This window comes from Bradyrhizobium nitroreducens (assembly GCF_002776695.1).
In the GTDB taxonomy this organism is placed as follows: Bacteria; Pseudomonadota; Alphaproteobacteria; order Rhizobiales; family Xanthobacteraceae; genus Bradyrhizobium; species Bradyrhizobium nitroreducens.
In genome coordinates this window covers 3,325,353-3,339,121 of the sequence record NZ_LFJC01000003.1, presented here as the reverse complement: position 1 = coordinate 3,339,121, position 13,769 = coordinate 3,325,353, and the positions used below count along the sequence as shown (strand labels likewise).

The following is a 13,769-nucleotide window of genomic DNA, read 5'->3' as shown; positions in this document are numbered from 1 at the left end:
GGCAACGTTTCGGCGGGCAGACCCCTGCCAGACGCTCATTCAGTCCGGAAGACGAACCTGCCACAGCGTCATAGCAAGCAGCATGTACGCGCCGCAGGTCCAGAGCGATTGCCAGTTGGCAGGTCCCTCGTTGAACGCGACGTAGACCGCCGCCACGGCGAAAATGCCGGCAAACATCGATTCCGCGAGAGGCCGGCTTCCACTCCTGGAAGGATTGAGCAGCGCAATGGCCGCAAACGGTATCGTCGCCATGGTCAGGGACGCAAACGGAAACTCGATGTTGCGAGGGTCAAACACCAGGGCGATTGCTGTCTCCGTGCCAACCACCGCAATGACCATCAAGGCCAGTCCCAGCGCCGCCGCCAACGCCGACGACGTTCGGACGCGCCTCGGACCCAACAATTGCAGAGAACTGGGCAGTGTCCGTCCCGCCATGAGGGAGCCGGCACCAAGCACTGGCGAAACGCTTGCTGCCAATAGAAACACACCCGACAACACCCAACCGCCCGCGCCGACGCTCTCGTAGAACGCTCTTTGACCGGCCACGCCCAACAGACTTCCCGCGGTCGTTGCCGATGCTCCCACGGCGATCCAGGAGGCCAGGCAGCGCTCAACCGGTTTGCGCCCATAGCCCCACCAGGCCGCGCCGAAGACAAGCAAGGCCAACGCCATTCCGCAGATCATCTGCAGCCTCCACCACGGGAAGTTGCCGATGGGTACGCCTGGCGGATATTTCAGCGCACGCCGTTCGGAATCAAACAGTCCCCAGGATCCGCCGACGGTCCCCTCAAGCTCGCGCTTCCAGGATTCATCATAAGCCTCGAACAGGTTCACGCGGAAGTTTTCGCGGCGGGCAAGGTCGAGAATGTCCGAAACGACACGGGCCTGGTTGACCGGCGATGGCAGCGCGGACTCCCGCATTCGCCCCTCGCTCGGCCAGCCTATTTCTCCGATCAGGACGTCCTTGCCCGGAAACTCCGCTGCAACCCGCCGGCGAATCCGGTCGGCATGAGCGGCGGCGAGCTCGGCTGCAATCGGAACGTTCTCCCAATAGGGCAGAACATGGATCGTCACGAAGTCGACAACATCACCGAGCTCGCGATTGCTGAGCCAAAATTCCCAGACGTCCGCATAGGTCACCGGGACGTCAACCTGTGCCTTGACCGTGCGGATCGCAGCGGCAAGCTCGGAAGGCGCCATCTCCTTGCGCAACAGCACTTCATTGCCGACCACGAGGGCAATGACCGTTCCCGGATGCTCGTTGGCGAGCCGTACGCCCGCGGCGATCTGGGCTGCGTTCTTCGTCCGATCACGGTCGAGAAAGATTCCCTGAACAACTTTCAGACCCGCCTTGGCGGCAAGTTCTGGGATTTGATCCAGACCAAGATCCGTCGCGTACGTGCGGATGCAGTCCGACATCTTGGCGAGTTCTGCCAGATCCTCCGCAATCTGTTCTGCCGAAACACGCGTTGACGACGAAAGCGAGGTCTGATGGCTGCGGAAGGGTGCATAAGATATGCACGGCACTTTGTCGTTCGGGTCTATTGGGGCCCGCGCGAACTCACCTGGCCTGCCAAGCCACCACCATACTGCCGCGATGATGCTCAGGGACACAAAGAGAAGTGCCAGCGGCGTGCGGACAACGACAATTCCCGGCCTCCTTGGGAATGGCCCTTTGGGCCTCATCAAAGCGTCGGGGTGCCGTTGCCGGAAGTTGGTTGGCTCAGCGCCTCGCTTACCTGCGTTTTGTCTGGTGCTTTGCATTACCGAACCGGCTTGGGCGCTATTGCCGCGATCCTTGCGTCGATCGCCTCAGCCGCTGCTCAAGTGCGACGAGAAGCTGCCGAGGATTCCGGCAAGCCTTCGGTCGCGGATGACCAGCATCTGCGAAATCTGGCAGATGTCCGTCTGCTTCACAACCCGTTCCATTGCACGCGGTCCGCGTCTTAAGGGCCTTAGTGAGACATAAGGAGGCAGATCTCTGCCTCCTGCAGAAGACTTTGCGTCATGCCGCCAAAAATCCACTCCCCGAGCCTGCTGTGTCCGTAACCTCCGGTAACGATGAGGTCGGCATGAACGTCCTTGGCAAGGCGAATGAGATAGCCGGCATCGGCCTCTGCAGTATGCACACGGATCTCATGCTCGCAATTCACACCATGTTTCGCGAGATAATTGGCGACATCCCGCACCCGACGGTGCGCCGCGTCCTGCTCATCCGATGTGCAGATCTCGGTTATGGTCACTTTCGACGCCCGGGTCAGAAATGGCATCGCGTCGCGCACCGCACGGCGCGCTTCGCGGGTATCCTTCCAGCCGACCACAATGCGATCGCCGGACAATTTCGTTGCACGCTCGGGGACCGACAGCGTCGGGCGCCCCATCTGGAGCATGGCGCCGGCCGGGTCGAAGAGGTGGCTGGGGCTGGCCCTGAGCGAGCTGCGCTTGACGACAACGAGATCCGCCGCCCTGGCTTGCTCAACGAGGAAGCCGGTCGGATCGTTGATCGCCCAGCGCCATTCGACTTTCTCGGCCGCCGAACGCACCACTCTCCTGAACCAGCCCTCCTTTTCCGCGAGCGCGGCTCGTATGCGCCCGAGGTCCTCCTCCGTGGTCTGTTCAATGATGACGCCTTCGGCCACGAACGGAGGCTGCACGGCCACGGCGGACACACCGAGAATGGAAGCCTCGAACCCAGACGCGATACTATCCGCAACGGCGACCTGCCCCGCCTCTTGCTGCTCGGTGTCGACGTAAACCATGACGCTGGCGATTGACATGACATCTCTCCGATAAAATGCGCATCTGCTCTCTTATCGCCCGACGCACGACCAGTCGGTTGAGCAAGATCAAACCGCGCCCAGGAGAGACGTCCGTCTCAACGAGGCTGCAGTCCATCCCCTAGTCCTGGAGATGCTTCTCGATCTCGCCGACCGGGTGCTTGGTAAGGTCCTTGTCGAGTTCGCCGACAATCCGGCGCTTGACATCCTCATGGAAGGCGGATCGAAGCTCCGCCAGGGTCCGCGGCGGTGCGACGACGATGAGCGGCGTCGACTGCTCGCTGCGGATGAGACGCTCAGCGGCTGCCGCGACCTGCCTCACGAAGCGGCTCTCCTCGAGCTCGTGCCAATCGGTGGTCTCGACGGCACTTCTGTGCGACGAATGCGAAGCCTTGCTGACTCGGCCGGGACGATCAGTCCCATGTGAATGGGTCGGCGGATTTTCGTGTTCAAACACCGCTTCCATCTTCAAGTTCGGAAACCTCTCATCTCCCTGATTTCGCAGGAACAGTGCCTTCCGTCCGTCACCCACGAATACGACTGCGCGATGCGGTATTCTGACCATTTTGGCCTCCTCAGTGAAGCCTCCTCAGTGAATACGCCAATTGCTATCGCCGCGTCGGCCGAGCCGCTTGATCCGCATCAAGCCGGGGAGCTCACAAATCCGGCAAGATCGCGAAAATTGATGAGCCCACATGGAGCCTGTCATGAAAGCACGCGACATCATGGTATCCCCGGTCGTGACGGTTGGCCCGCACGCATCCGTCAAGCAGGTGGCGAGAACCCTGCTGGAACGCCGGATCAGCGCGGTACCCGTGGTCGATCCCGACAACAAGCTTCTTGGAATTGTGAGTGAAGGCGATCTCATGCATCGGGCGGAAAGCGGCACCGAACGCTCCTACTCCTGGTGGCTGCGCTTGTTGACCGGTGACGCCGAACAGGCAACCGACTACGTGAGATCGCATTCGGTCAAGGTGCAAGACATCATGACGCAAGACGTCGCGACCGCGTCGCCCGAGACACCTTTAAGCGATATTGCGATGCTTCTCGAGGAGCGGCAGATCAAACGCGTCCCGATCGTCAACAGGGAAGGTCAGCTCGTCGGGATCGTCAGCCGATCCAATCTGGTTCAAGCGATCGCGAGCGCCAAGCCGAAGCTCGAGATCTCGCTTCCGGATGCGGCCATCAGGAAAAGTCTCTTCGACGAGCTCAAAAAGCAACCTTGGGCGCATACGCTCACTGTGAATGCCACGGTCCAGAACGGTGTGGTGGACCTCTGGGGCTTCGCACCGTCACTGGCCGAACGGACGGCTATTCGCGTGGCCGCGGAGGCAATTCCCGGCGTCCAAGCCGTCAATGATCACCTGCTTGAAACTCCGGTCTTTATCTACTGATCGCACCGGGATCTGATGACGAGGTATACTATGGCCCACTTCACCGTCCGCTTCCTCAAGGACGTGCTCGGCGACCAAGGGCAACCCTGCGAAGCTTGCCAGCGCATTATTGACGTCGATGCACGCGATGCCGACGAAGCCGCTGCGCTGGCAGCGAGGCAGTTTTGCGAATTCCGCGATATCCGAGATTGGTCGCTGCATGCTGATCGCATTGACGTACAGCCGGCCGACTTCCCGTCTTGATGCCGGGAGGCTTGAACGAGCGACCTGGAGCGGCCTCGCAATGTGGGACGAATGCCATGCGGTCGGCAGACGCCTTTCTTTGCTGCGTCCGTGAGAGTGTGCGAAGTTGCGCACGCGACCCCTAGCGCCGGGTCATTGAGCCCGAACGTGTGCTCATAGTCCTGACGGCTGATCTGAAGGAGCGTTCCGCCCTTGACCTCATCCAGCTTGGGCTCAAGCTCGGGCAAGGTGAAGTTGCGATGCACGGCATCGCCTCCTGAGCGGGCTCAGTCCAGGGTCATTAGCGTTATGATCAGGTGAAACAGCTCCCATCCGAAGGTGACCAGCAGGGCCCCGATGACGAGTATCTTTCCATACCACGAGACCGTGGGACTGATGCGGACCCATTTTCGACGAGACGCCTTTGCCGCCCGCGTCTGGTGCGGCACCGCCGACTGATCCGCTGCGCGATCGCGCGGACTGCTGATGACGCGATCTCTCGAATTTGCGTCCATGATCGTATGCTCAGGTGATGGGAACGGCCACGAAGTTCATTGCACCCGACCGTTTGATCCGGACCAGTATCGTCCGCCGGGATTGTGCTCGGGCTTCGTTGACCATTCTGTCGACATCGGCGCCCGCGAGGACGGGATGTCCTCCGATGGCGAGAATGATGTCGCCGACCTGAAGACCACCGTCAGCCGCGCCGCTGCCCGGCCTGATCTCAAGGATCACCACCCCGGTCTCCCCGGCACCCGAGACAAGGCGTGCCGGGGCGATTGTGAGCCCGAGCTCCGACCTTTCCCTCAGCTCCGCCTGCTTTTCCTTGCCGACTTCCGGCGCGCGCGGGAGTTCGCCGACCGTCACATCGATCGAATTCTGCTGCCCATTCCTCTGGACACGGAGATTGATCACAGTCCCAGGGCTGATCGCGGCCACTGTTCTGGCGAAATCACGTGGGCTCTTCAACTCGTGATCGTTCAAGGAAGTGATGACGTCACCCGGCTCCACGCCCTGCTTGGCCGCCGGCCCTTCATCGAGCTGCGCAACGAGCGCACCCCGGGTACTCCTAAGGTTCATGGCGTCGGCGATGCCAGGCGTGATCTCCTGAAGGGAAACGCCGACCCAGCCTCGCGAGACGTAGCCCTTATCTCGAAGCTGGCGGACGACCAATCTCACCGTCTCCGCCGGAACATCGAACGCCACTCCCACCGAGCCGCCCGAAGGCGAGTAGATGACGGTGTTGACCCCGATGACTTCGCCCCTCACGTTGAATGATGGCCCGCCGGAGTTGCCCTTATTGACCGGAGCATCGATCTGGATGAAATCGTTATAGGATTCCCCGCCAATATCGCGCCCGCGCGCCGAAACGATCCCAGCGGTGACCGAGCCGCCAAGCCCGAACGGATCACCGATCGCGAGCACCCACTCGCCTATTCGGGGCTCCGCCGCGGCAAAGCGGACGTAAGGCAGGTCACTCGGTGCGGAGATCCTGATCAGCGCGAGATCGGTCTGTGGGTCACTGCCGATGAGCCTGGCGGAATAGTTCTTTCCGTCATCCATCGTCACCTCGATGTCGACGCCCTTCGCCACGACGTGCTCGTTCGTGACGATATCGCCGTCGCCGGAGATCAGGAATCCAGAGCCAACCGTGACATCGGCCCCTGGAGTAGGATCCGGGGGGATTTGCACCCCGAATTGCCGAAAGAACCGATCCAATAGCGATCCGGGCGGAAACGCCTGCGCCCGCTCGCCATCAACACTTCCCGGCTCGGTCTTGACACGGATGCCGACAACAGCCGGTCTGACCCGTTCAATGATCTCTGCAAATCCGACGGGAGCATTGACGCCGGTGGCATCGACCTCGGCAGCGGCGGCGCGCCCCATTCCATTTGGTACGAGCGATGCACCCAGCATCGCGACGCCCAGGCCCAACGCGATCAGCCTCCCGGTACAGGTCACCGCCACAACCCGCACACCGGCGTTGACGAGAATCACACTCCACCTCGCTTTCGGGTCAAAATGACATGGAAGCTTGACCGGCTTTCTCACCAGCAGCTTGATCTGCCTCAACTGAGCTGAAGCCCGCCAACCTCGCAGCGGGAAGGCAACAATACGAATTTTGACTTGCCTCAAGAGCAGAGAGCCACGACGTGCTCTGTTATGGACATGTCCGGGTACATTAGATCCTTCCTCGAAATCGGATTGGGCGACGTCGGTCTAGTCGGCGGCAAGACCGCTTCGCTGGGCGAGCTGTACACGGCACTCGCGTCACAGGGGATTGCCGTTCCCAATGGCTTCGCCATCACGGCCGAGGCCTATCGCGATGCGCTGTCACGACACGGGGTTGCCGACGAGTTGCACCGGCTCCTCGACGGGATCGACAAGAGCAAAATAAGGCAGCTCGCCAGCAGGGCTGCGAAAGCTCGCGAGATCATATACGAGGCCATGGACACGCCCCTCCTCCGCAAGCAGGTCGTGGACGCCTATCGGCAACTCGAACGCGAGGCCGGAAACGGGGTTGCCGTCGCCGTGCGAAGTTCCGCGACGGCCGAGGACCTGCCGACGGCGAGCTTTGCAGGCCAGCACGAGAGCTTTCTCAACGTGCGCGGGCCCAAGGATCTGTTCGAGGCATGCCGGCGTTGTTTCGCGTCGATCTTCACCGATCGGGCGATCTCCTATCGCGTCGACAACGGCTTTGATCATTTCAAGGTGGCGCTTTCCGTCGCCGTCATGAAAATGGTGCGTTCCGATCTGGCCGCCAGTGGCGTCGTCTTCACGCTCGACACCGAATCCGGCTTTCGTGACGTGGTCTTCGTCACAGGCTGCTACGGTCTCGGCGAGACCATCGTGCAGGGCCAGGTCGATCCGGACGAGTTCTATGTTCACAAGCCGACGCTGAGCCGGGGATATCGCCACGTGCTGCGGCGTCGGCTCGGAGCCAAGCAGATCCGCATGATCTACGGCAAGCGCGGCGGCGAGCATGCAACGCTCACGCGCAATGTCCCCGAAGCCGAACGCCGCAAATTCTGCATCTCCGACCCAGAAGTGCTCAGCCTTGCCGACATCGCGGTTCGTATCGAAGCCCACTACTCCCAACACGCCGGTGCCGCGATGCCGATGGACATCGAATGGGCCAAGGACGGCGCGGACGGGAAGCTCTACATCATCCAGGCCAGGCCCGAGACGGTCGCCTCGCGGCGCTCCGCGGACGTTTACGAGACATACAATCTGAAGGGACGCGGCCCGGTCGTCGTCACCGGCCGCGCGGTGGGCGAGAAAATCGCCTCAGGACGGACACGCCGCATTGTGACCGCACGCGATCTTGCCGCCTTTAAGCCCGGTGAGATCCTGGTGGCGCCGGCCACCAGCCCGGACTGGGAGCCGGTCATGAAGATCGCCGCCGGCATCATCACCGACAAGGGCGGCCGCACCTGTCACGCCGCCATCATCGCGCGAGAGCTGGGCATCCCTGCGGTGGTCGGAGCCACGCTCGCGACCGAGAAGATCAAGACCGGCACCGAAGTCACGATCTGCTGTGCCGAAGGCGACGTCGGTAGCGTCTACCAGGGAAAGGTGAGCTTCGACGTGACCAGGACGCCGGTGAGCGATTTGCGCCAGCCACGGACCGCCATCATGGTGAATGTCGGCACTCCGGAGATGGCATTCCGCACCGCGATGCAGCCGCAGGCCGGGGTCGGCCTCGCCCGCATGGAATTCATCATCAGCGAGCATATCGGCGTTCACCCCATGGCGTTGCTCAAGCCGGACAAAGTCGAATCGGCGAAGGCGCGGGCCGAGATCGCACGCCTTGTGAAGGGCTTCGCCAGCCCAGCCGACTTCTTCGTGCAAAGACTTTCGGAAGGCGTCGGCACCATTGCTGCGGCCTTCTATCCGAAGCCCGTGATTGTGCGGCTTTCCGATTTCAAGACCAACGAATATGCCAGCCTGATTGGAGGCGAAGGTTTTGAGCCTCGGGAAGAGAACCCAATGCTGGGCTTCCGGGGCGCCTCTCGCTACAGCCATCCCGCCTACGCCGAGGGGTTTGCCCTGGAATGTGCCGCGCTCCGACGGGTGCGGAACGAGATGGGTCTTTCCAATCTGCGCGTCATGGTGCCGTTCTGCCGAACCGTCGCGGAAGGCCGGCGCGTGATCGCCACGATGGCGGCCAATGGGCTGAAGCGGGGCGACGACGGTCTCGAGATCTACGTCATGTGCGAGATCCCGAACAACGTCATCCAGATCGACGCGTTTGCGGAGCTGTTCGACGGCTTCTCGATCGGCTCCAACGATCTCACCCAGCTGACGCTGGGAGTGGACCGGGATTCCGACATCGTGGCCTTCGATTTCGACGAGCGCGATCCGGGAATGCTGGAGATGTTCCGGCAGGCGGTGGTCGGCGCCAAGCGCAACGGTCGCCATATCGGCATCTGCGGCGAAGCGCCCGCGAACTATCCGGAGATCGCGCGCTATTTGACCGGCCTCGGCATCGATTCGATCAGCGTCAATCCCGCGAGCGTGTTTCGAACCATGGCCATCGTGTCCGAGGCCGAAGCCGATCTGCCGAAGTCCGACGCGCGACGCCTGACCTCGCTGTAGCGATCAGATCACCGCCGGCACAGCCGCGGCGTGAATGCGCTCTGCTTCTGCGTTGACCCTGGTCATGGTCTTCGTCAGCTCCACATAAACGTGGTCCTCGATGGTCACGGTGCCGAAATTCGAATCCTCACCGTCGAACCGCCCCTCCGCCGGCTCATCGGCATGCTCGAACCAGTGATAGCCGACCACATTCGGCTTGCTGAGCGCCGTCACAACATAGCCCTCGAAAGCCTGGGCACGCTCTGTCTGGGTCGCCACCCGGGGTCCCCCTCCCTTGGTATTCGGCAAGCCTGCGTCGTCGCCTCGAAACGAGAATTCGGTGATCAGGCATGGCTTCGCGCCGGCTGCATAAGCGTCAATGACGGGACCGGGGTCAAAGTCGTAGCAATTGAACGAGATCACATCGAGATGGCGGCCGGCAGCCGCGATGACGCCTGCCGGTGGCTGATAGCCGAACCGGGATCCGAGCACGAGATGATTGGGATCGGCCGCCTTGATGGCCGAGACGCAGAGTTCGAAATATCTGTCAGCCACGATAGCCACGAAGGCGTCGCAATCCGCCGAGAAGGCTTCGCGGGCGGGATCTGCCAAATTGGCCTTGGTCTCAAGCGCATCGTTCAGGACGCCGGGGCGAAGCCTGACGAAAGGTGCCGCGACATGTTCGATCCTGTCGAGCTCCTGCCAGGATCGCGCCGGTGTGCGCCAAACCGCGTTGAACTGAGCAAAATCCCGATAACGCGCCTGCAGCCCTGTGAGGGCAGCGACCCTGCCGGGTCGACGAGGCGGCAGGTTCAGAAACAGCGTGAGGAGCTCGTCGGAACTGCGCCAGTCGGGCGACCAATAGAGCTCGTTGTCGATGAAGGTGCCGAGCAAGCCGGGATCATTGCGTCGATGCCGGCAACGCTGATCGGCGCTTGCGCGGATATGCGCCGCGAATTCGGGATCGAAGACATCAGGGAAGACCTGATCGCGCCGATGCAGGCGGAAGGATGCGCCCAGCTCCGCGACCGGCGTGGTTGCCAGCAATCGCGATCCCGCACTGGCGACGAGTTCGTCCGACCAGCAGCCGACCGTGTTGAAGGCCCAGCTTGCCAGCCTGTCAGCCGCGGCAGTACGCCAGATCTGCAGGCTGCCATATTTGGCCTGGCAGGCCTCGGCGTAGGGGAAGCGGTCGGTCTGCCCGATGCGTTCCTGATCGAAGCGGACCGTATTGACCCCTTTTGAAATGAAACGGCCCCCGTCGGGATCGACGAGCCAGAATACGCCATTGCGCTCGGCCACGCGAAAGTAGCCGCTCCCGCGGAGGTCGCCGTCAACGACCCCGCCCCATTTCGTTCTTTGCACTACGGACCCCAGCAACGGTCTTAGGACGTCAATCCTTTGCACAGTCGAGCCAGGGCTCATTGAGATATCTCAATACCGCCCAGAGCCGGCATGACTACCAATGTCACATCACTCATTGCGGGCTGGACCAATCAGGTCGTTCATGTCGACAACCCGACTGCCAAACACCACGAGCCTGCGACCGGATTTCATCTGGGGCGTCTCCACCTCGAGCTTCCAGATCGAGGGAGCCACGCGGGAGGACGGCCGCGGGCTCAGCATCTGGGATACCTACTGCCAAAGCGGCGCCATCAGGAATCACGACACCGGCGACATCGCGTGTGACCACTATCATCGCTATCGCGAGGATGTCGGCCTGATGAAGGCGCTGGGCGTGGAGGCTTACCGGTTCTCGGTGGCCTGGCCGCGCGTGCTGCCGCAAGGATGCGGATCCGCCAACGAGGCCGGCCTTGCATTCTACGACCGTCTGATCGACGAGCTCCTGGCCGCCGGGATCGAGCCATGGCTGTGCCTCTATCATTGGGACCTGCCCCAGGCTCTGGAGGAACGCGGCGGCTGGCTCAACCGAGAGTCCGCGGCGTGGTTCGCCGACTACACCGCCCTGGCCGCCAGACGCTTCGGCGACCGGGTCAAGCGTTTCGCGACATTGAACGAGCCGTCCATCTTCACTCTGTTCGGCCGCTCGCTCGGCAAGCGGGACCGCGCAAGCGAGGACGAGCTCCACCGCATGATCCACAGCGTCAATCTCGCGCATGGGGCCGCTGCGGATGTGCTGCGCGCGAGCGTAGCCGGTGCCTCGATTGGATGCATTCACAACCGGCAGCCCTGCCGTCCCTCCAGCGCGAGCGAAGCCGACGCGGCGGCGGCGGCACGCCTGGACGTCTATTGGAACGGTGTCTTTCCAGACCCGCAATGCCTTGGCGCCTATCCGCCATCGATGCGGACGGCGATCGAGCCGCACATGCAACCGGGCGACATGGCGCGCATTTGCCGTCCGATCGATTGGTTTGGGCTGAACCACTACAGTCCCGTCTATGTGAAGGCGCGTGCGGACGCGATGCTGGGCTACGATTTCGGCGACAAGCCGGCCGACGTTCCCTTGACTCCGATCGGATGGCCGATCGAGCCCGACGCTTTCCGGCTAACTCTCGAAGCCGTCCAGGAGCGTTATGGTCTGCCGATCTACGTCCTTGAGAACGGATATGGCAGCTTCGACCAGCCGGATCAGAAGGATGTCGTGAACGACAGCGGCCGCATTGAATTCCTGAAGGCCTATATCGAGGCGATGAATGCCGCCGCCTCAGGCGGCGTCGATGTTCGCGGCTATTTCATCTGGTCGCTTCTCGACAATTTCGAATGGGATTCCGGCTACAGCACCAGGTTCGGCCTGACCTATGTGGACTATGCCTCGCTGCGGCGGATACCAAAGGCTTCATTCGGCTGGTACGCCGGGCTCATCAAGGCGAGGCACTCGTCATGACAGCAGCCTCTTCGAGGACAGCCACCCTGCTCGCCGACATCGGCGGGACCAACGCCCGCTTCGCCCTGTCCGCCGACGGCAGGCTCGGTCCGATCTCCCATATGGCGGTCGGCGATTTCGGCACCTTTCAGCAAGCTCTCGCGGCCTATCTCGGCGATACGGCGCCGCCCGGTACAATTCGGAATGCCATCGTCGCTGCGTCCGGCCCAATTCAACATGGCCGCTGCGTCCTTACCAACAATTCATGGATCATTGATGCTGCAGAGCTGTGCGGCAATTACGGGTTCTCATCGGTCCGTCTTCTCAATGATTTCGAAGCGGTGGGGTGGGCCCTGTCCCGTCTTCCGCCGGAGAGCCTGCTGCAACTCGGCGGGCGGGAACGCGTCGAAGGAGCGCCCCTCGCCGCGCTTGGCCCCGGCACTGGCCTGGGCATGGTGATCAGCATACCGCATGCCGGCGCCCCGATCGTACTTCCCAGCGAGGGGGGCCATTCCACGATGGCGGGCGGCTCACTGCGCGAAGATGCCGTCATCGACCACCTGCGGCGGCGCTTCGGGCATGTCTCTTCCGAACGCGTTCTGTCGGGTGCCGGGCTGGAGAATCTCCATGACGCTCTTGCGTCCCTCGATGGCGTGACCGTCCCGAGACGGCGTGCGGCCGACATCACGCGCGCCGGGATCGAGGGCACCTGCCCGATCAGCCGGGCGGCGGTCGACATGTTTTGCGCGATGCTGGGATCCGTCGCGGGCAATCTTGCGCTCGCAATCGGCGCAAAAGGCGGCATCTTCATCGCCGGAGGCATCTTGCGTCACATGCCGGGATATCTTGCCGCATCGCAGTTTCGCACACGCTTTGAAGGTAAGGGACGGCTCGGGACATACCTCGCGCCAATACCTGCCTATCTCGTCCTCGACGAAGACGTCGCGTTCGTCGGCCTTCGCGCTTTGATGGAGACTGAGGGTCGTGGCTGAGACAGCGCCCATCCGGATTGTTACGCTAACCATCAACCCGGCTGTCGATATCTCGACATCGGTCAAGAAAATGCAGCCCTTCGTCAAGATGCGCTGCGCGGAGGCTCAGCGCGATCCAGGTGGCGGCGGCATCAACGTCGCCCGCGTTCTGAAGCGGCTCGGCACTGATGCAACCGCGATCTACCCGGCCGGGGGCGCCTCCGGGCAGACCCTGTCGGCGCTGGTCGAACGCGAAGCCGTGCGCAGCATCGTGATTCCGACATCGAACGAAACCCGCGAGGACATCACCGTCTTCGACGAGACGACACGTGAGCAGTTTCGCCTGGTCTTTCCGGGCACCCACCTGAGCGAGTTCGAATGGCAGCAGTGCCTCGACGCCCTCGCGCGCATCAGCTGTCAGGCGGCTTTTGTAATCGCAAGCGGCAGCCTTCCGCCCGGCGCCCCAGATGATTTCTATGGCAGGGTCGTACAGGCATCGAAGGGCGCAGCCAGGGTGATCGTGGATACGACCGGCGCCGCACTGAAGGCGGCATTGGCGGCGGGCGTCTATCTCATCAAGCCCAATCTGCGGGAGTTTCAGGACCTCGCCGGCATCAGCAGCGCCGATGAACCATCGCTCATCGCAGCGGGGCGCCGCCTGTTCGACCGCTACCGCATCGAGATCATCGCGCTTTCGATGGGCTCGCAGGGCGCGTTGCTGCTGACCCGCGACATGGCCTTGCGTGCGGATGGCCTGCCGATTGTGCCCGTCAGCGTGTCCGGCGCCGGCGACAGTTTTCTGGGGGCGATGGTGTCGAGCCTGGCCCATGACGACAACCTGGAAAGGGCGTTCCGATACGGCATTGCCGGCGGCTCGGCCGCGCTGCTCAGCCCTGGCACGGGGCTTTGCCGCGCCGAGGACGTTCAGCGTCTCGCCGCGAGCGTGAACGTCACGAAAGTCTATCCTGTCTAGCAACCGGGATACCGATCGCCGGCAAGCGTT

At 62.5% G+C, this 13,769-nt stretch carries 11 protein-coding genes; 6 read left to right on the top strand and 5 right to left on the bottom strand.

Annotated elements, in window-relative coordinates:
* Positions 1 to 39 precede the first annotated feature (39 nt).
* The 3 genes from TSA1_RS16270 to TSA1_RS16260 all read right to left on the bottom strand — a co-directional run bounded on the left by TSA1_RS16270 (position 40) and on the right by TSA1_RS16260 (position 3,342).
* Positions 40 to 1,686, bottom strand: a complete 1,647-nt coding sequence (locus tag TSA1_RS16270; protein WP_488226044.1) for a glycoside hydrolase family 17 protein — start codon at positions 1,684 to 1,686, stop codon at positions 40 to 42.
* Positions 1,687 to 1,955: 269 nt separating this feature from the next.
* Positions 1,956 to 2,777, bottom strand: coding sequence for a universal stress protein (locus TSA1_RS16265; protein ID WP_100177247.1), 822 nt, complete (start codon positions 2,775 to 2,777; stop codon positions 1,956 to 1,958).
* A gap of 121 nt (positions 2,778 to 2,898) precedes the next feature.
* Entirely contained in the window at positions 2,899 to 3,342 is a 444-nt protein-coding gene (locus tag TSA1_RS16260) for a baeRF12 domain-containing protein (RefSeq protein WP_100177246.1), read from the bottom strand.
* 142 nt (positions 3,343 to 3,484) lie between these two features.
* Here TSA1_RS16260 and TSA1_RS16255 point away from each other — a divergent pair, with 142 nt between their 5' ends.
* Complete coding sequence (locus TSA1_RS16255; RefSeq protein WP_100181157.1) at positions 3,485 to 4,171, top strand: CBS domain-containing protein; 687 nt, start codon at positions 3,485 to 3,487, stop codon at positions 4,169 to 4,171.
* Between the two features lie 30 nt (positions 4,172 to 4,201).
* Positions 4,202 to 4,414 carry a hypothetical protein gene (locus tag TSA1_RS16250; RefSeq protein WP_100181156.1) on the top strand — a complete coding sequence of 71 codons (213 nt, stop codon included), beginning with the start codon at positions 4,202 to 4,204 and terminating at the stop codon, positions 4,412 to 4,414.
* A 504-nt stretch (positions 4,415 to 4,918) separates the two neighbouring features.
* Here TSA1_RS16250 and TSA1_RS16240 read toward each other — a convergent pair.
* Positions 4,919 to 6,391 carry a trypsin-like peptidase domain-containing protein gene (locus TSA1_RS16240; RefSeq protein ID WP_100177244.1) on the bottom strand — a complete coding sequence of 491 codons (1,473 nt, stop codon included), beginning with the start codon at positions 6,389 to 6,391 and terminating at the stop codon, positions 4,919 to 4,921.
* 165 nt (positions 6,392 to 6,556) lie between these two features.
* Here TSA1_RS16240 and ppsA point away from each other — a divergent pair, with 165 nt between their 5' ends.
* On the top strand, positions 6,557 to 8,992 hold the full coding sequence (gene ppsA, locus TSA1_RS16235) for a phosphoenolpyruvate synthase (RefSeq protein WP_174718923.1): 2,436 nt from the start codon (positions 6,557 to 6,559) through the stop codon (positions 8,990 to 8,992).
* A 3-nt stretch (positions 8,993 to 8,995) separates the two neighbouring features.
* Here ppsA and TSA1_RS16230 read toward each other — a convergent pair whose 3' ends face one another.
* Positions 8,996 to 10,396 (bottom strand): glycoside hydrolase 5 family protein, encoded by a 1,401-nt coding sequence (locus TSA1_RS16230; RefSeq protein ID WP_245448299.1) that lies wholly within the window; start codon positions 10,394 to 10,396, stop codon positions 8,996 to 8,998.
* A gap of 82 nt (positions 10,397 to 10,478) precedes the next feature.
* On the opposite strand from TSA1_RS16230, the gene TSA1_RS16225 reads away from it, so the two are divergent.
* Genes TSA1_RS16225 through TSA1_RS16215 form a run of 3 tightly spaced genes read left to right on the top strand, consistent with a single transcriptional unit; the run spans position 10,479 to position 13,739 of the window.
* Complete coding sequence (locus TSA1_RS16225) at positions 10,479 to 11,816, top strand: GH1 family beta-glucosidase (RefSeq protein WP_100177242.1); 1,338 nt, start codon at positions 10,479 to 10,481, stop codon at positions 11,814 to 11,816.
* Positions 11,813 to 12,787 (top strand): glucokinase, encoded by a 975-nt coding sequence (gene glk / locus TSA1_RS16220; protein ID WP_100177241.1) that lies wholly within the window; start codon positions 11,813 to 11,815, stop codon positions 12,785 to 12,787. The genes TSA1_RS16225 and glk overlap by 4 nt, the downstream gene beginning before the upstream one ends.
* Positions 12,780 to 13,739, top strand: coding sequence for a 1-phosphofructokinase family hexose kinase (locus TSA1_RS16215; protein ID WP_174718922.1), 960 nt, complete (start codon positions 12,780 to 12,782; stop codon positions 13,737 to 13,739). The genes glk and TSA1_RS16215 overlap by 8 nt, the downstream gene beginning before the upstream one ends.
* Positions 13,740 to 13,769 lie beyond the last annotated feature (30 nt).

Excerpts from the sequence above, each read along its gene's own strand:
- TSA1_RS16270 (WP_488226044.1), bottom strand. The coding sequence starts at position 1,686 with ATGAGGCCCAAAGGGCCATTCCCAAGGAGGCCGGGAATTGTCGTTGTC.
- TSA1_RS16265 (WP_100177247.1), bottom strand. The coding sequence starts at position 2,777 with ATGTCAATCGCCAGCGTCATGGTTTACGTCGACACCGAGCAGCAAGAG.
- TSA1_RS16260 (WP_100177246.1), bottom strand. The coding sequence starts at position 3,342 with ATGGTCAGAATACCGCATCGCGCAGTCGTATTCGTGGGTGACGGACGG.
- TSA1_RS16255 (WP_100181157.1), top strand. The coding sequence starts at position 3,485 with ATGAAAGCACGCGACATCATGGTATCCCCGGTCGTGACGGTTGGCCCG.
- TSA1_RS16250 (WP_100181156.1), top strand. The coding sequence starts at position 4,202 with ATGGCCCACTTCACCGTCCGCTTCCTCAAGGACGTGCTCGGCGACCAA.
- ppsA (WP_174718923.1), top strand. The coding sequence starts at position 6,557 with ATGGACATGTCCGGGTACATTAGATCCTTCCTCGAAATCGGATTGGGC.
- TSA1_RS16230 (WP_245448299.1), bottom strand. The coding sequence starts at position 10,396 with ATGAGCCCTGGCTCGACTGTGCAAAGGATTGACGTCCTAAGACCGTTG.
- TSA1_RS16225 (WP_100177242.1), top strand. The coding sequence starts at position 10,479 with ATGTCGACAACCCGACTGCCAAACACCACGAGCCTGCGACCGGATTTC.
- glk (WP_100177241.1), top strand. The coding sequence starts at position 11,813 with ATGACAGCAGCCTCTTCGAGGACAGCCACCCTGCTCGCCGACATCGGC.